This is a genomic window from Mahella sp. (genome assembly GCF_020054945.1).
Lineage (GTDB): Bacteria > Bacillota > Clostridia > Mahellales > Mahellaceae > Mahella.
This window is the reverse complement of sequence record NZ_JAIHAU010000002.1, coordinates 71,211-90,578: the sequence shown is the minus strand read 5'-3', so window position 1 is coordinate 90,578 and position 19,368 is coordinate 71,211. Positions and strand designations below refer to the sequence as shown.

General features: G+C 41.1%; 15 protein-coding genes and 1 riboswitch. Of the genes, 10 read left to right on the top strand and 5 right to left on the bottom strand.

The window, feature by feature from the left end; genetic code table 11:
• The first annotated feature begins 123 nt into the window (after positions 1–123).
• The 5 genes from xylF (JG770_RS00855) to xylF (JG770_RS00835) all read left to right on the top strand — a co-directional run bounded on the left by xylF (JG770_RS00855) (position 124) and on the right by xylF (JG770_RS00835) (position 6,887).
• Complete coding sequence (gene xylF, locus JG770_RS00855) at positions 124–1,215, top strand: D-xylose ABC transporter substrate-binding protein (RefSeq protein ID WP_291953951.1); 1,092 nt, start codon at positions 124–126, stop codon at positions 1,213–1,215.
• Positions 1,216–1,292: 77 nt separating this feature from the next.
• Positions 1,293–2,813: a xylose ABC transporter ATP-binding protein gene (locus tag JG770_RS00850; RefSeq protein ID WP_291953950.1), complete on the top strand. Its 1,521-nt coding sequence runs from the start codon at positions 1,293–1,295 to the stop codon at positions 2,811–2,813.
• A gap of 3 nt (positions 2,814–2,816) precedes the next feature.
• Positions 2,817–3,956 (top strand): sugar ABC transporter permease, encoded by a 1,140-nt coding sequence (locus tag JG770_RS00845; protein ID WP_291953947.1) that lies wholly within the window; start codon positions 2,817–2,819, stop codon positions 3,954–3,956.
• Between the two features lie 96 nt (positions 3,957–4,052).
• Entirely contained in the window at positions 4,053–5,729 is a 1,677-nt protein-coding gene (locus tag JG770_RS00840) for a methyl-accepting chemotaxis protein (RefSeq protein ID WP_291953944.1), read from the top strand.
• Positions 5,730–5,780: 51 nt separating this feature from the next.
• Positions 5,781–6,887, top strand: a complete 1,107-nt coding sequence (gene xylF, locus JG770_RS00835; protein WP_291953942.1) for a D-xylose ABC transporter substrate-binding protein — start codon at positions 5,781–5,783, stop codon at positions 6,885–6,887.
• Positions 6,888–6,919: 32 nt separating this feature from the next.
• Here the strand turns inward: xylF (JG770_RS00835) and JG770_RS00830 are convergent, their stop codons facing one another.
• Positions 6,920–8,407: a nucleoside kinase gene (locus JG770_RS00830; RefSeq protein WP_291953939.1), complete on the bottom strand. Its 1,488-nt coding sequence runs from the start codon at positions 8,405–8,407 to the stop codon at positions 6,920–6,922.
• A 192-nt stretch (positions 8,408–8,599) separates the two neighbouring features.
• Between JG770_RS00830 and rbsK the strand changes: the two genes are divergently transcribed.
• Complete coding sequence (gene rbsK, locus JG770_RS00825) at positions 8,600–9,529, top strand: ribokinase (RefSeq protein WP_291953937.1); 930 nt, start codon at positions 8,600–8,602, stop codon at positions 9,527–9,529.
• A gap of 29 nt (positions 9,530–9,558) precedes the next feature.
• Positions 9,559–9,634, top strand: a riboswitch (glycine riboswitch).
• Between the two features lie 134 nt (positions 9,635–9,768).
• On the top strand, positions 9,769–10,833 hold the full coding sequence (gene ltaE / locus JG770_RS00820) for a low-specificity L-threonine aldolase (RefSeq protein ID WP_291953935.1): 1,065 nt from the start codon (positions 9,769–9,771) through the stop codon (positions 10,831–10,833).
• Position 10,834: 1 nt separating this feature from the next.
• Here ltaE and JG770_RS00815 read toward each other — a convergent pair whose 3' ends face one another.
• The 4 genes from JG770_RS00815 to JG770_RS00800 all read right to left on the bottom strand — a co-directional run bounded on the left by JG770_RS00815 (position 10,835) and on the right by JG770_RS00800 (position 15,856).
• Positions 10,835–12,259, bottom strand: coding sequence for an MFS transporter (locus tag JG770_RS00815; RefSeq protein WP_291953933.1), 1,425 nt, complete (start codon positions 12,257–12,259; stop codon positions 10,835–10,837).
• A gap of 181 nt (positions 12,260–12,440) precedes the next feature.
• Positions 12,441–13,322 carry a glycoside hydrolase family 43 protein gene (locus tag JG770_RS00810; protein ID WP_291953930.1) on the bottom strand — a complete coding sequence of 294 codons (882 nt, stop codon included), beginning with the start codon at positions 13,320–13,322 and terminating at the stop codon, positions 12,441–12,443.
• Positions 13,323–13,342: 20 nt separating this feature from the next.
• Complete coding sequence (locus JG770_RS00805; RefSeq protein ID WP_291953927.1) at positions 13,343–15,085, bottom strand: sensor histidine kinase; 1,743 nt, start codon at positions 15,083–15,085, stop codon at positions 13,343–13,345.
• Positions 15,086–15,103: 18 nt separating this feature from the next.
• Positions 15,104–15,856, bottom strand: coding sequence for a response regulator (locus tag JG770_RS00800; RefSeq protein WP_291953924.1), 753 nt, complete (start codon positions 15,854–15,856; stop codon positions 15,104–15,106).
• A gap of 238 nt (positions 15,857–16,094) precedes the next feature.
• Between JG770_RS00800 and JG770_RS00795 the strand changes: the two genes are divergently transcribed.
• The 3 genes from JG770_RS00795 (at position 16,095) to JG770_RS00785 (ending at position 19,266) form a co-directional block, all read left to right on the top strand.
• Entirely contained in the window at positions 16,095–17,435 is a 1,341-nt protein-coding gene (locus JG770_RS00795) for a sugar ABC transporter substrate-binding protein (RefSeq protein ID WP_291953922.1), read from the top strand.
• 92 nt (positions 17,436–17,527) lie between these two features.
• Entirely contained in the window at positions 17,528–18,421 is an 894-nt protein-coding gene (locus tag JG770_RS00790; RefSeq protein ID WP_291953919.1) for a sugar ABC transporter permease, read from the top strand.
• Positions 18,418–19,266 carry a carbohydrate ABC transporter permease gene (locus JG770_RS00785; protein WP_291953916.1) on the top strand — a complete coding sequence of 283 codons (849 nt, stop codon included), beginning with the start codon at positions 18,418–18,420 and terminating at the stop codon, positions 19,264–19,266. Before JG770_RS00790 ends, JG770_RS00785 begins: the two co-directional genes overlap by 4 nt.
• Positions 19,267–19,368 lie beyond the last annotated feature (102 nt).

Here is a 19,368-nt window from a genome sequence, read left to right as displayed (position 1 = left end):
AGTGATCTTCCTATCTCAATAAATAAATTAAGAAACAAATAAAACTATTCCAGAGACGTTATAAATTATACATTATATAATTAACCATAAACAATAAAAATATTCTGATAGGAGGATCGATTTATGCATAATTTAAAAAAGGTATTGGCATTGCTGACCGTGCTTGTGATGCTTGTAGGTATAATGGCCGGGTGCAGCAGCTCAAATCAACCAGTATCATCCGATGATACAAGTAATACCAGCAACAGCTCGGATGATGGAAACTCAGACAAAATAAAGATAGGTTTTTCGTTGCCGACGCTGAGAGAAGAAAGATATGAGAGAGATAGAGACGCATTTACGAAAAAGGCCGAGTCGCTTGGGGCAGAAGTGCTCGTTCAGGCTGCTAACAACGATGAAAACCTTCAAAACAACCAAGTAGAAAACCTTCTTACGCAGGGGATCGACATTTTGGTTTTAGATCCGCAGAATGCTGATTCGGCGGCGGCATTGGTCGATGAGGCCCATAAAGCCGGTATAAAGGTTATCTCTTACGATAGGCTCATAAAAAATACCGATGTGGATCTTTATATATCGTTTGATAATGAAAAAGTAGGAGAACTACAGGGCAAATTCTTAACCGATCTGGTACCCAAAGGTGTTTATTATGTGTTTGCCGGTTCACCAACTGACAACAATGCAACGCTTTTTAAACAAGGAGCTATGAAATATATACAACCTCTGGCCGATAAAGGTGACATAACTATAGCGTATGATCAGGCTATAAAAGATTGGCAGCCCGAAGAAGCCATGAAACTGATGGAAAATGCGCTTACTGCGAATAATAATAAGGTCGACGCGGTACTGGCACCTAATGATGGTACTGCCGGCGGCATAATACAGGCGCTCGCCGCGCAGGGCTTGGCGGGCAAGGTGCCTGTAACTGGGCAAGACGCTGAGTTGGCTGCGGTAAAAAGGATAGTGGAAGGTACGCAGTCTATGACGGTCTTTAAAGATGTGAGAGTGTTGGCGGAAAAAGCTGCCGAATTGGCCGTCCAAATGGCGCAAGGCAAAGAGGTCAGCGAATTAACCGATGTAAATGGCAAAGTCGATAACGGTAAAATAGAAGTACCATCAGTGCTGCTTACCCCTGTTGTAATAACCAAGGACAATATAGACAAAGAGCTTATAGAGAGCGGATGGTTTACCAAAGAACAGGTTTATGGTTCAAATTAGCATAAAAGGAAGAATGTGTTCATAAGGAACAGCCGATAAGACTGTTCCTTATGGCTGTAAAGACGGGAGGGATAGGCATGAGCGATGAATATGTGATTGAGATGAGAAATATAATAAAGGATTTCCCCGGTGTCCGAGCATTAAACAATGTTACATTTGAAGTAAAAAAAGGGGAAATACATGCGTTGTGCGGTGAAAACGGTGCCGGCAAATCAACGCTGATGAAAATATTAAGCGGTGTTTATCCATATGGAACTTATGAAGGCGATATAGTGATAGATGGCGAAATAAAGAGATTTAATAATACACGAGACAGCGAAAATGCCGGTATAGCCATAATATATCAGGAGCTTACGCTAGTAAAATACATGACTGTTGGCGAGAATATATACCTCGGCAACGAGCCTGTAAAAAATGGCGTCATAGATTGGAATAAGGTATATGCTGATGCCGCAAAGTTCCTTAAAGAGCTCCACATAAATATAAACCCTCATACCAAGGTTATGAATCTGGGTGTAGGCATGCAGCAGATGGTAGAGATCGCCAAAGCATTGTCTAAAAATGCAAAGATATTGATTCTGGACGAGCCGACATCGGCACTTACCGAAGCTGAAACCGAATTGCTCTTTAAGATACTTTTGGATTTAAAACAAAGAGGAGTTACATGCATATATATATCGCATAAGCTGGACGAAATATTTCATATAGCCGATACAGTTACGGTACTTCGCGATGGATCTACCGTGTGTACTGACTGTGTGGCCGATATGACAGAGGATAAGATAATAGCAGCGATGGTCGGGCGTGAGCTTACAGAGCAGTTCCCCAGGGTTGAGCATACTGCCAAAGACGTGGTTATGGAGATTAGGAATTATACCGTATATGATCCTGATATACCAGATAAAAAATTGATCGATAACGTTAGTTTTGAGATAAGAAGGGGCGAAATACTAGGCTTAGCAGGCCTTATGGGTGCGGGACGTACCGAACTGGCTTCCAGCATATTCGGTGGTTTTGGCGCTCGGAGAGAGGGCGAGGTATATATAAATGGCAGACAGGTTGAGATAAACAGTCCTATAGATGCTATACACAATGGTATAGCTTACCTTTCGGAGGATAGAAAGCGTTACGGACTGGTTCTTCTTATGGATATAGCCGAAAACATAGCTTTGCCGAATTACAGCAAAATATCGCGGTTTTCCGTTATAGATAATAACAAAAAGATTAAATATGCGCAGTCATATGTAAAAGAGTTAAACATAAAGACGCCGTCTATAGCGCAAAAGGCAGCCAATTTAAGCGGCGGCAACCAGCAAAAGGTGGTAATAGCCAAATGGCTTATGTCGGAGCCTAAGGTTTTAATATTGGATGAACCGACGCGCGGTATAGATGTGGGTGCTAAACACGAGATATACAATATCATGAATGAACTTGTGGAACAAGGCGTTGCTATAGTAATGATCTCATCCGAACTGCCCGAGATATTGGGTATGAGCGACAGGATACTGGTAATGCACGAAGGCAAGTTTACTGGCGAGTTTAATTATAAAGATGCGGATCAAGAAATAATAATGCGAGCTGCTACGGGAGGGAAATGATAAATGGCAGATAAATCAAAGCGTATTAATATAGATGCGAGGTCATATACCATGATCATCGCGCTGATAGTCATATGGATCATATTTACCGCGTTTACCGGCGGCGGCTTTTTAACGCCACGAAATCTATCCAACCTAATAAGGCAAATGTCCATCACGGCTATATTGGCAGTCGGCATGGTATTGGTCATGGTGGCCGGCCATATAGATCTGTCTGTCGGCTCAGTAGCCGGATTTACCGGAGCATTGGCGGCCATAATGCAGGTCAATTATGGATGGAGCACCCCTGTGACTATAATAGTGACACTGGCTGTTGGCCTTTTAATAGGCTTATGGCAAGGATTCTGGATAGCGTACCAAGGGGTGCCGGCTTTTATAACCACATTGAGTTCCATGCTGGTCTTTAGAGGCGCTATATTGCTGGTTACCAAAGGCGTAACCATTTCACCATTGAGCGATAGCTTTAAACTTATAGGTCAAGGGTATATATCTTCGCCTATAAGCATAATGCTCGGTATAATAGGCGGTATAGCGTATCTTATCTTTGAAATGAGAAGCCGCCAAGCGAAGATAAAGTACGGCATAGATGTATCGAGTTGGAATGTGGAAATAATGAGGATTATAGGTGTTTTGGTCCTTATAGCGCTCTTCGTTGGTATTATGATATCGTATGAAGGCATACCTATTCCCGTTTTGATAGTGCTCGGTTTGGTCATTATCATGACATTTGTTGCCAACAATACTACATTTGGAAGATACGTGTATGCTATTGGCGGCAATAGAGAAGCTGCGGCTTATAGCGGTGTCAATATAAAGAAGACGAACATGACAATATTTCTCATCATGGGTCTTCTCTCGGCATTGGCTGGAATAGTGCTGACATCCAGACTGAATGCGGCTACTACGAGCGCCGGCACCGGATTTGAGATGGATGCTATAGCATCGGCTATAATAGGTGGGACTAGTACGCTGGGTGGTGTAGGCACAGTACCTGGTGCTATAATAGGTGCCCTTGTTATGGCGTCTATAGATAACGGCATGAGTCTTATGAATATAGACTACTCCATACTTACTATCGTTAAAGGTCTGGTACTGGTATTGGCTGTGTGGATGGACGTTTCCAGTAAGAAACGTACCGTGTGAAAAGCCCTTCCGTCTGCCGCATCTACAATAAATAAGTCCTTAAAAACTTAATGTAGATGCGGCAGTGCTTATATAGATAGACAGGGGGAATATGTCGTGCATAAGCTGAAAACAAAGTTATTATTTGCTTTTATGCTTATAGTAGTATTAGTCGCTGTGTCAAATCTGACCTCTTTCTTTGTTATGAGGTCATATATGACGCGTTACGACAATATGGTTGAAAGGGTAACAAAAGCCAATGATATAACTATTAAGGCCAAGCAGATATCCGATATCCTTACGAAGTATGTGACTCAGCTTCCAGATCAAGCGTATGTGGATGAAATACAAGAAAACATAGCTTCGATAAGGGATGATCTGAAGCGTGTACAAAATATTGTCGAGGATGATAACGCTAAGAAGGCTATAAATAGCGTAAGCTATACGATGGACAGCTTTGAGGATGCCGTTGATAAAGCTATTAGTTCGGTTAACGACAAAAAAGTAGACATTGCTCTAGAAGCTAATGATCAAGCAAAAAAAATGTATGGTTTTATAGCAGACAATATACAATCATTTATAAATGAGGAACTTACATATGATACCGAGCAAAAGGATAAGTTAAACCTACAAGCTAATACCATGGGCATGATAATAATTGTTTTGATTTTGGCATTTATAGGGTTGTTAGCAACAATTGGGTTAATGTTTGCGAATAATATAGCCAATCCCATAATCAGTATAACCAGATCGGCATCGGAAATATCAGATGGAAAGCTTAATGTAGATATACCGGATATAAAAACCAAAGATGAAGTATCGGCGTTGGTCTCAGCATTTGGCAGTATGGTGAATAGCTTGAAGCAAATGGTTGCTTCTATTAAGAATTACAGTGAGCAGCTTTTGTACTTAGCCCAACAAATAAAAGACCATACCGAGCAAAACGAGAATGCGGCCGAGCAAATAGCGTTGATTACGCAGGAAGTATCAAAAGGTGCAAGCGATCAGGCGCAACAAATGCAATTGACATCTGAAGCAACAGGTGAGCTCCAGAATATAGCAAATAATATATCGTTAGCAGGCCAAAAGGCAAAGGAAATATCGATGAAAACCGCAGAGGAAGCCGAAGACGGTAATCAAGCTGTAGACGTACTTATAAATTCGATGGACGACCTAAACTCGGTGGTCTCATTTGCCGATACAGAAGCCGAGCAGCTAAGAGAACAGTCCAAGCAGATAGGGGATATCATAGAAGTCATATCGCATATAGCCAAGCAAACCAACTTGTTGGCTTTAAATGCAGCTATAGAAGCTGCGCGTGCTGGTGAGCAGGGACGTGGTTTTTCTGTGGTAGCCGGAGAGATAAGGCAATTAGCGGAAAGAACAGCTCGTGCATCCGATAATGTTGCACAAACAATAAAGAAAATTCAAATAAGTGCTGATAATGTAAGCCAACAAATGTCTGCCAGCGCAGCCCGAATAATAGAGAATGCTAAGTTAGCCCATAATGCTGGAGCCGCATTCAGCGACATCTCAACAAGAATCGATGAAGTGGACAGCAGGATCGATGAAATATATCGGCAGGTTGAGCATATGGTGGATTATACAGGCAAAATAAATTCTTCTGTTCATGAAATAGCAGCTATAGCCGAGCAAACATCCGCAGGAACACAGCAAACCGCTGCGGCTATAGAAGAACAGACGGCCAGCATTAGCGAGATAGCATCATCTTCATCGACGTTGTTCGAATTGGCAGATGCGCTTAAGCAGTTGACAGAAAAATTTCAGCTATAAGGTTTCTGTCTAAATAAAAATTTTTAGTATTAAAAAGGGAGGATTTGTTTTATGCGTAATTTAAAAAAAGTATTGGCGTTGCTGACTGTGCTTGTAATGCTCGTAGGTATAATGGCCGGGTGCAGCAGCTCAAATCAACCAGCATCATCCGGTAATACAAGTGATGTCAGCAATGGGTCAAATGACAGCAACAGTGGCAACGATAGTTCCTCAAAAGTAAGAATTGGTCTTTCACTAGCCACGTTGCAAGAAGAAAGATGGCAAAGGGATAGGGATGCATTCAAAAATAAAGCTGAATTGCTCGGAGCAGAAGTACTCATACAATCAGCTAATGGTGACGAAAATCTTCAAAACAGTCAGATAGAAAATCTTTTGAGTCAGAATTTAGATCTTCTAGTAATAATTCCTCAAAATGCTGATTCGGCTGCAGCAATGGTGGATGAGGCCCATAAAGCCGACGTGAAGGTCATATCCTATGACAGAATGATAATGAATACCGACGTGGATCTTTATATATCATTCGATAATGAAAAAGTAGGCGAGCTACAAGGCAAGTTCTTGACTGATCTTGTACCTGAGGGGATATATTATATATTTTCTGGCTCACCTACCGATAACAACGCTAAATACTTTAAAGCCGGAGCTATGAAATATATACAGCCTTTGGCCGATAAAGGAGATATAACTATAGCATATGACCAGGCTATAGAAGGATGGAAACCCGATCAAGCCATGAAACTAATGGAGAATGCACTTACAGCCAACAGCAATAAAGTTGATGCGGTCTTGGCTCCTAATGATGGTACTGCTGGTGGCATAATACAGGCGCTTGCCGCACAGGGATTAGCAGGTAAGGTACCGGTAACAGGTCAAGACGCTGATTTAGCCGCTGTGAAGAGAATAATAGAAGGAACTCAATCGATGACGGTATTTAAGGATGCGAGGAAAGAAGCCGAGAAAGCTGCGGAGTTAGCTGTGCAGATGGCGCAAGGCAAAGAGGTCAGCGAATTAGCCGATGTAAATAGTAAGGTTAACAATGGTAAAATAGATGTACCTTCAGTGTTGTTGGCACCTATTACTATAACCAAGGACAATATAGACAAAGAGCTTATAGAGAGCGGATGGTTTACCAAAGAACAGGTTTACGGTTCAAATTAAATTTAAAGCGGCCTATATAGGCCGCTTTAAATTTAATTTTTTCCAAAGAAGCAACTATGGCCGGTGAATTCCCTTATAAGCGAATTAGGTGGTATATTGACTTCTTTATCGGCAGGCACGGGTATAAAATGCGACAGCAAATCCAGTAGCTGGGCAGCTCTTGGATACTGCGGATCATCCGTGCCTATTTCTTTCAGGAGAGGTTCGACGTATCGCTTGAGCAATGGTATCTCATATGCGAGGGATGAGTTAAACATGACATCAGCCTCTTCCTGATAAGGAAAAATATTTCTTTCTTCGCCGGCTCGTACCGACGGCCATATTTGAAGCGTACGAGACGCGTCTGCTCCCCGAAATTGATGATCCCTTATTATACGCCTGAACAGTCGCGCGTAGGTAGTAGGCACACGATTATGTTCGTCTATGTTGAGCTGCGTCAATGCGCTTATATATATCTTAAATTTTCTATCTTTGTGAATAGCCTGCGTGAGCCGTTCGTTCAGACCATGGATACCCTCTATGATTATGGGCTGGTCCGGTTCTAACCTTATAGGCGGCATATATTGGCGCAAACCGGTCTTAAAGTTAAATACCGGCAGGCTTACCTCATCTTCTTCTATAAGGGCTTTTAATTGGTCGTTAAACAATCCCAGGTCCAGGGCCTCTAAGGATTCAAGATCCGGCTGCCCGTTTTCATCCATAGGGGTAAACTCGCGCGGCAGAAAATAATTATCCAGCGATATACGCAATGGTTTTATACCATTTACGCGCAGTTGTATATAAAGGCGGCTGGCGAAGGATGTCTTACCGGACGATGAGGGGCCTGCAATGGATATCAGCCGTATCTGCGTTTTGTTTTTTGATATGATATCGGCTATATCGGATGTACGTTTTTCATGAAGCGCTTCGGAAATCAGTATAAGCTCAGATGTATCGCCCTTGTCTATAACGTCGTTTAACGACGAAACATAGCCTATACCCAATATACGGGCCCATTCCTCGGCTTCTTTGAATATCGCCGCGAGCTTTGGCAGGTCTGTAAATTCCGGAAGTTTGTCCGGCTGCCCAGCTTTGGGGTATAGCAGTATAAGCCCGGGAGGATATGGTAAGAGATCGAATACCCTTGCCTGGGCGGTAGAGGTAAAAAGCGGTTCGTAGAAATAATCTATAATATCATCCAGATGATATACGCTTATCTCGTCAACCTGCCTGTAACGCAATATATGAGCGGTTTCATGCTTGCCCATATTTTCAAAAAGCGCTATAGCCTGTTGGCGGGGGATCATCTCCTGCATTATAGGCAGATCTGTTTCTATAAGCTCCGCCATGCGCTTTTTAAGCTGCGCTATCTCGCCCGGACTTATATGCTTTACGCCGTGTATTTCGCAATACTGACCGTTGCCTAACGAATGCTCCACCACAAGCTTGCATCCAGGCATGATATCAGCCACGGCTTTAGCCAGTATCAAAGACAATGTGCGCGCATAAATCCGCGCTTCGTTCTCCGTATAATTCTGCATATATTTTACTCCTTACCATTGATCACTCTGTGCGCATTACTTTTATTATAACATATTTTATTGCAAAAAACGCACAGCTATTATCATTTCTCAATTCGTGATTGTCTTTAAGTGTGGATATGATATAATAAAAAACGAGGATAAGGTATGCGTCAATAAAAAGTGCTTTGTAGAAAGAGGAGGAGGGGAATTATGTATAAAGATATTGATATTTTGGTATTAGGCAGCCTCGATATGGATTTGACCGTGGAGACCGATAGGCGTCCATATCCAGGAGAAACCCTAAAAAGCAGGGCTTTTTATAAATCTCCGGGGGGCAAAGGCAATAACCAGGCGGTAGCTGTAGCACGATTAGGAGGAAATGTTGCTTTCGCAGGATGTGTAGGCCACGATTCCTACGGCGAACAGCTTGTAGCCAATTTAGCCAGGAACAATGTCAGGACGAGCGATATACTGGTTTTGGACAATATCGATACAGGTTTGGCATTTATAAACGTGTTTAGAGGCCAGAATACCATAATATCGTATCAAGGGGCCAACAGCCAGTGCACTATAGAGCGTATGAGGCATTGTGAAGGTTTGATAGAACGGGCAGCCATATTGCTTATGCAGCTCGAAATACCCATTGATACTGTGATATGGGCAGCCAGCATAGCCCATAAGTCAGATACGAGGGTAGTGCTTAATCCATCGCCAGCATCGCCTCTGGACGATGAGCTATATGGCAGTATCGACGTATTAGTGCTCAACAAATTCGAAGCTCAGGAGCTGCTGGGTATGGAAGTGAAAGAAGATGCCGATTGCGAGAAGATGATAGCCATGTTTCTGGATCAAGGCGTAAAAAATGTCTTTATTACGCTTGGGGATCAAGGCGTTATGTACAATTATGAAGGTACTATAAAACGTAGGCCGGCTTATAATGTTAAAGTCGTGGACCCCACAGGAGCGGGTAGCGCCTTTACAGGTGGGCTGTGCTATGCGTTGACGCGCGGAATGGATATAGACCGTGCGGCGGATTATGCCAGTGCAGTAGCGGCCATAGCTATCACCCGCATGGGTGCTCAAAGTGCTTTACCAAGTGCTATGGAAGTGGAGAGATTTTTGGCTACGCCTAGAAATTAACGTGCGTTATTTGGGCAAAGACCATGGCCGGACGAACCCCTGGAGAGTCTCGAAAGAGCGCCGAAGGTGAATTAATCTCTCAGGCAAAAGGACAGGGTTGAAATTAGTCGTATTTAAGTGGCTGTATAGGCTGCTAAAGGCCGTGTATAGCTGCAAGGCTATTTTCAACATCCGCTTCAGGGGTCAAATCGAACGGTTTGACTCTTTTATTATGCTTATTTTTAGGAAGGATGTTGTAAATGGATAAGTTAATAGACTTACGTAGCGATACCGTAACGGTACCTACTGAAAAGATGCGCAAGGCCATGTATAAAGCGGAGGTAGGCGATGATGTCTACCGCGACGACCCTACAATGCTCAAGCTGGAAAGGCTGGCGGCCCAGGCCATGGGCAAAGAGGATGCGCTGTTCATCCCGTCGGGCACTATGGGCAATCAATTGGCTATCATGACGCACACCCAACGCGGTGAGGAGATAATAACCGAAGCAGAAGCCCACATATTCTATTACGAAGTAGGCGCTCTGGGCTTTTTGGCAGGTGTACAGGCCAAGCAGCTCAAAGGCCATATGGGCGCACTCAATCCGGCTGAGGTAGAGGCTGCTATACGCGTGGAGGATTTGCATTTCCCGCGCACGGCATTGATATGCGAAGAGAATACGCATAATCGCGCCGGCGGTACGGTTGTGCCGCTGGATACTATGGAGGCGGTATACAAGGTGGCGCATGAGCATGATATACCGGTTCATCTCGATGGTGCCCGTATATTCAATGCCGCCGCGGCTCTGGGCGTAGAGGCTAAAGATGTGGCTCAATGGGCCGATAGCGTCATGTTTTGTGTGTCGAAAGGGTTATGCGCACCTGTGGGTTCTCTTTTGGCAGGCAGTAAAGCGTTTATAGATAAAGCCAGAAAGATACGCAAGATGCTGGGCGGCGGTATGCGCCAGGCAGGCGTGCTTGCGGCTGCAGCTATAGTGGCTATTACCGATATGCCTCAAAGATTATATGAGGATCATGAGAATGCAAGAATATTGGCCCAGGGGTTAGCTGAGATAAAAGGCATAAGCGTTGATTTGGATACAGTACAGACCAACATGATAAACTTCGATATAACCGCTACGGGACTAAACGGCAATAGATTGGCCGAAATTATAAGGCCGTATGGTATAAAGATAGCCGGATCACCTGATGGCAAGATGCGTTTTGTGACGCATTACTATGTGACGCGCGATGATGTTTATAGGGTGCTGGCCGTAATGAAAGAGCTTATAGAAGAGCCTGTATTTGCTATGAGCAGAAACGCGTAGCCTAAGCAACGTTATGCTTGCCACGTATGGCTGATGTTACCACGCATAGTATATCCAGCGCCATTCCTGTCATATATGCTATTCGTATAGCGTACATGAAGGCGGTATCTTGAAGGGCGATGCCGGTGAGGTTGAGCCGAGCAGTAAAATATTGGCTTAGGCTTGAGAATACGGCACCGCCTATAGCTATGCCCATTACCATACCGACATTGCGCATGGTGGCGAGGAATGAAGAAGCTATCCCCAAACGGTCGCGCGGCACGCTGCCCATTACTGAGCTGTTGTTGGGCGATTGGAATAAGCCGTTGCCTATGCCGAATACAGCCAGGTTGAGAGTTATGCGCCATATAGGGCTATCCAGCGTCAGTGTGGACATCAGGAATATACCGAACGCGCTTATGGCGGCACCTAGTGTGCTGAGTCCTCTAGCCCCTAGTCGATCGGATAGCGCACCGCTTACAGGCGCCATCACCAGCATGACTGCGGGGAAGGCTGTCATCACAGCGCCGGCTGTACTGGGCGGCAGGCCCTTTTGCGTCAGGTAGAACGGCGTTAAAAACGTCATTATATACTGTGCGCTGAAATTTAGAAGCGTGCTGGCTGTACCTGCGGTAAACAGCCGTATCTTAAATAGCGACAAATCGAGCATTGGCTCGGATTGGCGGCTTTCCAGCAGGATCAATGCTATAAATGATATGACTGCTATGCTCAATGTTGTAATGCCTATCAAGGAGATCCAACCCCATTGGCTACCACGGTTTATGTACAAAAGCAAAGAAAATAACAGGCAAAATGCCAGCACGGCGCCGATAGCATCAAAGCGTTCATCGCGTCGCACAGAATTTCTGGGCAAAAACAGTTGTGCTAATATGAAGGCTGCAATACCGATGGGCACGTTTATAAAAAAGATATATTCCCAACCCAGCGTTGATACGAGAAATCCGCCCAGGCTCGGTCCTATGGCCAAGCCTACTGCTACCGACATGGCGTTTATGCCCAGCGCCTTGCCGCGGTCGTTAGGAGGGAAGACGGCCGTCAATATAGCCGGAGCCATAGACAGCAGCATGCCGCCTCCTATAGCTTGTGCCACACGGCCGGCTATAAGTGCCGTTATGTTGGACGCGAAACCGCATACGGCCGATGATGCGGTAAATATGAGAAGGCCGGTTTGATATATGCGCCTATACCCTATGATATCACCCAGTCGACCAAATGCGAGAAGCGTGCTGCTGACCACCAAAAGATATGCCATTGATACCCAGCTTACAGTCTCGAGCGGGGCGTGGAAAACCTCTCTTAATGTAGGCATGGCTATATTCATTATGCTACCATCTATAGGAGCCATTATGCTGCCCAGCATTACAGCTACAAGTATAGACCATCTGCGTTCATATATTTTTTTGGTATCTATCTGAGCTTCATCCATATGTAGCCTCTTTCGTTGTATCGCATCTATTTATGTATATCAAGAATTAACATAAGCAAAATTATAGCCCTCAATACGTGCCATGTCAACTAACGATCCAGTCTAGCTCTTATTATTCTGCATCTACTCAAATGAAAAAGCAACAAGGTGTATTTAATATTAATTACGCTTTTTAGAGATTCTAATAAAGATTTAGCCTACCGTCAATTTCCCTTATTTTAATAAAAATGGGTCTTTCTACACCTCTTTTATTGGGGGCATGTAGTGCAAGCATTAGGTTTCCATCAAAAGCAGTGAAGATCATGCCATGGCCGCCATCATTCGAAAATAAAGGGACATCTTCATTAATCCACGGACCAAGCATATTTCCGGTCTCCGAATGAGCAACACCTATCGCATAATTATGGTTTTCGGTAAAACTTGACCATAGCATTATAAGGTCCCCTTTAGATGTCCTATGTAAATATGGGCCATCCGTGACAAAACATTTGCGACCATCTTTAACTTTTATGCTTTTTGCCCACGGCGCATCTGAAGCCTTAAACAGAAATGTGCTTTTATCTACAGCGGTTTTTAGATCTACCGACAATTTTACAGCCCATATCTCCCCATCATATACTTGTACCCATTCGTGGCAGAATACAAGCCAGGGCTGCGCATCGTCATCTACAAACAATGTCCCGTCAAGGCACATCCAAGCCATTGGGGTAACCGGACCTGAGCTCCACGGCGTAAAAGGGCCTGATACTTTGTCAGAAGATAGTATATACGTACATCTATTTTTCCCATTTGTGATAAAAGATGCAAACATATAGTACCTTCCTTTATAATAATGCACTTCGGGAGCCCAAAAATTTCTGTCCCATTCAAAGTCTTTCGGCGGGCGAAATGCTTCAAAAGGGCCTTCAAAGCTTTCTAGATCCGTTGTTGTATAATAATCGAATCCGGTGGCTTTTTCATCATTCCAGCAGTTTGTATCGGTGGTACCAAACATATAATATTTTTGCTCATTGTCAACAGGTACTATAAATGGATCGCGTATGTATATTTCTTCACGTTTCATTATATCAAATTCCCTTCTTTTTATTTATCTTTAATCCATAATGGAAATTTTATATATATTGCTGTTCCCATCCCAAATTTACTCCTAATCGTTATAGAGTAATTATTTCCATATATAAGTTTAAGCCTTTCGTTTATGTTCAGAAGGCCAATGTGTTCAGAATAATCAAATTCTTTTTTCAGAGATTCCTTTATCTGTTTAAGTTTTTCCTTGCTTATTCCAATACCATTATCTATTACTGCTATCCTCATCTCTGTGTTGTATTTATCTATTCTGATTTTTATAGTGCTTGTTCCATCTTTCTCTTTTATACCATGGTAAACGGCGTTTTCAATGAGGGGTTGAAACATAAGCTTCATTACCCTGCAGCAGAGCAAGCTGTTATCGTATTGCCATATTATATTAAATTTATCCTTATAGCGCATTTTTAATATATCTATATAACACATAGTATTTTCAAGTTCTTCCTTTAATGTAATGGTTTCGCTTGGATTGCTGAGAGAATATTTCAAAATTTGAGACAGATCTTCTATCATTTTTGTAGCTTCGTTAGGCTTGCCTGTAAAAGCTAATACCTTTAAATAAATTGTTTCTAGAGTATTGAACAAAAAATGAGGATTTATCTGAGATTGAAGGGCTAAAAGCTCCATGGCCTGCATTTTGTATTTTTTCTCTGATAATTGTACTTTCAAATAGTTTTGTTCCATGAAATTTTTAAGTATATTATAGGTTATATAACTGTATTCGTCCTTATATTCTGTAGGTAAGTTCGGAAAGGTACTGTTATTATTGGCAGAGTCTATTATGCTTATAATATTCCTAATATTGGCATAGTTTTTCTTTGTGGTGTGATATGTAAGCAATATTATGGTCACGGATGAGAAAACAAGCAAAAACAAAGTGATATCCAGAAGTTTAAGCGGAATTCGGTAAAGGTATGCTTTGGGTACTATAGAAATATACCTTATATCATACTCCTCTGATTTTAATTCCGATATTATGTTGTTACCCTCGTATTGTCTAATGTCTTCACCACTCACAAAGTTACCGTCATCGCTTTGGCATATAAGGTTGTCATTTCTATCAATTAAAAGTATTTTTTGTCCCGGTATAGTGATCGCTGAATTGATGAAGTCTTTAATATAATCCAAGTATATATTTAATACTAACACCCCATCGCTTTTATTAGTATAAAGTGAACCGATTCTTTTATATACGGTAAGTACTTCTACCGGTTTTTGTTCACAAGCGTATAATTTTAAATTCCTTACTTCTGTCCATAACGATACATTGCGTGGCATATTTTTAAAGGCATCAAACCAGCTTTTATCGAAGTAATTATTTAAGGATACCATTCCTTCCGATGTTGTTATAAAATTTCCGTTAGGATTATTAAAATAAATATATATGGATTGAATATATGGCTTTGAATATGAAGTGGCATTCAGCAAACTTTTTATTATATTAAGCTGCAATGTATCTTCAAAAGAATAAGCAGAAGTATTAAGTATTCTTTTCAGATGCAGTGTCACATCTGTATTTATGCCGAAAGTAAGGTAAACCTGATCCATTTCATCCAGCATAAGCTCTATATTCTCGCTGTTTTGCTTTAAAATCATTATATTGTTTTTATTTATCTCATCTTTGACATATCGCTCTGTTATAACGATAGAAAACGAACCCAATATAGCAATCACTATAATAACGGGGATTGTGGATATTAACACATTTTTAGCAAAAAACTTTTGATTTATTTTTTCCATATTTAAATCCCAATTTGATTATTTATCAGACGATACATATTCGCTGGGCGATTTGCCATAATATTTCTTGAATGCCCTGGCAAAGTTTTTAGGATTCTTATATCCTATCATGTCCCCTACCTCGTATACTTTGTATAAAGGGTTTTTCAAAAAAAGCGCTGCTTTAGCCATTTTTACCTCAGTTAGATAATCAGAAAAGTTTTTCCCTGTTTTTTGTTTGAAAAGCTTGCTCAAATAATAAGGATTTATATAGACTATCTTAGCCGCATCCTCCAGCGTAGCGTCTTTATAGTTTTCGTTTATATAATTTTTGACAATAGATATTATATCCTCTCCTTTATCTATTTCGGGAATAGTTTGACCATTATTCAATACTTGTGTTTTAAGATAGCGTTGATTATCCAGATCTCTTTTGATTTTGCCGAAGACCTCCATCACTTCATCATATTTTGTAGGTTTTACTATATAATCCTTAACACCATATTGTATTGCTTGCCTGGCATACTCGAACTCTCTGTACCCGCTTATAAAAACAATTTTAGCATCAATACCATTTGTAAAAAGAAGTTTCGCAAGATCTATGCCTGACATAATAGGCATTTTTATATCGCACAAAACAGCATCTACATGACGTTTCATTATATACTCAAAGGCTTGCTTGCCATTCTCGAACTCACCGGCTATCTCAAAACCAATCTCTGTCCATGGGAAATAATTGGATAAGCCCACCCTTATCTCATATTCATCCTCCACGATGATCAACTTATACATAAATACCACCCCTTTGAGTGCCTTATTATATTAAAGCTACACAAGCTATTATAGCATAGTAAACGATAATTTGCAGGGCAATTTGGTATCAGGATTTAACAGAATAATGCAAAAAATGATACCTTATAATTTTTGAGCCAATTAATGATACCATATATCAAATAGCGCTCCTTTTTAAGTTTGTAGGTGAATGATATATTATAAGTAATCAATCAAAAATTTTTAAGGAGGAGTTTTTATGAATAATTTCAAAAAATTTGTTTCTTTGGTACTTGTGGTTCTAATAGGTATGACCCTACTTGTTGGATGCAGCAGCGATGAAAGTAGCCAGGAATCGTCTAATAATAATACCGATTCCTCATCGAATGAATCTAAAAATGTGACCCTGCGCTTCATGTGGTGGGGCGGTGATGATCGCCATAAGGCCACGCTCGATGCTATAGACCTTTACATGCAAAAGAACCCCAATGTAAAGATAGACGCCGAATACAGCGGTATAGACGGTTATCTGCAAAAACTGGTCACCCAGTTGAGCGGCAATACTGCAGCTGATATAATCCAGATAGATGTAACCTGGATACCAGAGTTAGCAGCACAGGGCGATTTTTTTGCTGACTTAAGCCAACAAAAAAGCATAGACACAACAACATTTGACCAAAATTTCCTAAAACAATATAGTTACCTAAATGATAAACTTATAGGCTTACCGACAGGCATAAATGCCTCTGCTCTTTTATATAATAAAGATTTCTTTGCCAAATATGGTATAGATGATAAAACCGTATGGAATTGGGATAATTTGGCAGAAACAGCAAAGCAAGTTCATCAGAAGGATAAAAATGCTTATCTGTTAAATTTCGATGCTACTGTATCGTATTATATGGTCAAAGCGTATGTCATACAACGTACCGGCAATTATTGGGTAAATGATGACTATAGTTTAGGATTTGATAAGCAGGTGCTTACCGATGCTTTCACATATCTCGATCAGCTATTCAAGAATGGTGGTATTCAACCTTTTTCAGAAAGTGCACCTTTCCAAGGAAAGCCTGAACAGAACCCAAAGTGGTTAAATGGTGAATTGGGGATGCTGTGGAATTGGACATCTATGTATAACGTCAACAAAGCAAATATAAAGAATCTTGGTATCGCTATGATACCCGTAGCGCCAGATGCAAAGGATACTGGTATAATAGTGAGGCCTTCGCAATTGCTTACAATAAACAAAAATTCCGAAAATGCCGAGGAAGCCGCTAAATTCATAAATTGGTTTTTCAACGATCCCGAAGCCGCCAAGATATTAAAAGATGTAAGGGGCTTACCACCTACGGAGACAGCACGCAAAATATTGGTTGATAATGGCTTACTGGATCCTGCGCTTAACGAGGCGACAACCAATGCTACAAAAATGATGGGAAAACCCGAAAACGGCATAAGTCAAAACCAGGAGCTGGAGAAGATAAGCACAGATGTTATACAAGAATTGGCATACCAAAAGTTAACGCCGGAAAAAGCCGCTGACGAACTTATAAGCCGCTTCGAGCAGAAGCTATCAGAGCTAAAGGATCAACAAAAATAATATGATAAGCTAAAAAATCACATTGGCCGGGCTTACTCCCGGCCAATAGCTCCTTTATTGCATTTATATTAAAACTTAAGGATGGTGCATAAATGAAACGTTATAAAAGAAAGGACTATATAGGGCTTTTGTATATAAGTCCGTGGATTATAGGCTTTCTTCTGTTTAAATTATATCCGTTTATAATGTCTTTTATATATTCATTCACGGAATACAGTATTACTGGAACCCCTGCTTTTAGCGGTCTAAGTAATTATATATATGCGTTTACAAAAGATAGGCTTTTCTGGACGTCTTTTTTTAATACATTGTTGTATGTAGTTATGACTGTACCGATGAAATTAGCTTTTGCTTTGATAGTGGCTATGATATTGAATATGAAGATAAAAGGCGTTAATATTTTCCGTACTATTTATTATCTGCCATCTATATTTGGTGGAAGCGTTGCTGTATCGGTGCTATGGAGATTTTTGTTCATGAAAGATGGAATAGTAAATAAATTTTTATCAATTTTTAATATAGGCAGCGTAGATTGGTTGGGCAGCCCTGATATAGCTTTGTTTACGGTAAGCCTTCTGGCAGTTTGGCAGTTTGGCTCGTCTATGGTAATCTTTTTAGCCGGCCTTAAGCAGATACCAAATGAATTATACGAGGCCGCGTTGGTAGACGGAGCTTCAAGGGCTAGAAGGTTTTTTTCTATAACGTTACCCATGCTTTCGCCGGTTTTGTTCTTTAACCTCGTAATGCAGACAATAAACGCTTTCCAAGAATTCACCGGACCATTCGTAATTACTGCCGGAGGCCCTATGAATTCCACGTATCTCTACAGCATGCTTATATACGATAATGCGTTCAAATATTTCAGAATGGGCTACTCATCGGCTCTTTCATGGGTTCAGTTTTTACTTATAATGGTAGTCACAATAATAATATTTAAAACTTCTTCATCGTGGACGTATTATGAAGACGGAGGTCAATCTATATGAACGATTTAAAAAAAATAAACGTTTCAATTATATTTACGTATATATTTTTAATCGCATTTGCATTACTTATGGTATACCCTCTTTTATGGGTAGTTTCAGCCTCTTTTAAGCCCAATGAAGATATATTCAAATCGCTGAATTTAATACCATCTAGGGTAGTTACGGATTCTTATATCAATGGATGGAAAGGTACCGGCCAATATACTTTCGGAAGATTTTTCTTAAACACTTTTATAATGGTAGTTCCTACCGTTATATTTACTGTCGTGTCGTCGACGGTGGTAGCTTATGGTTTTGCAAGATTTAATTTTCCCTTTAAGAAGGTTTTATTTGCCCTCATGATTTCTACATTAATGTTGCCCGATTCGGTTATACTTATACCTAGGTATATACTATTCAATAGATTCGGTTGGTTAGATAGCTATAAACCGTTTATAATTCCTGCTTTGCTAGCCACCGCGCCGTTTTTTGTGTTTATGATGGTGCAATTTTTACGAGGCTTGCCCAAAGAACTTGAAGAATCGGCTGTCATCGATGGTTGTAATTCGTTTCAGATTCTTTTGAGAATCACCATACCTCTATGCATACCAGCTATAATATCCATGGCAATATTCCAATTTATATGGACGTGGAACGACTTTCTAAATACATTGATATATATAAACAGCGTGAGTAAATATACTGTATCACTTGGGCTTAGGATGTCTATTGATGCTACATCGGTAGTAAATTGGAATCAAATAATGGCGATGACTGTTATTTCAATGCTGCCATGCATCGTTATATTCTTCTCAGCACAAAAATATTTTGTGGAAGGAATTGCAACCACCGGTCTCAAAGGCTAAAAGCAAGATTTCGCCTCATTATTGCTGGAAACGGAACCGCTACAATCAAATATTGCTACGGTTTCGTTTTACAGCTTGCTAGCGCATGTATTTTTTGGGCGC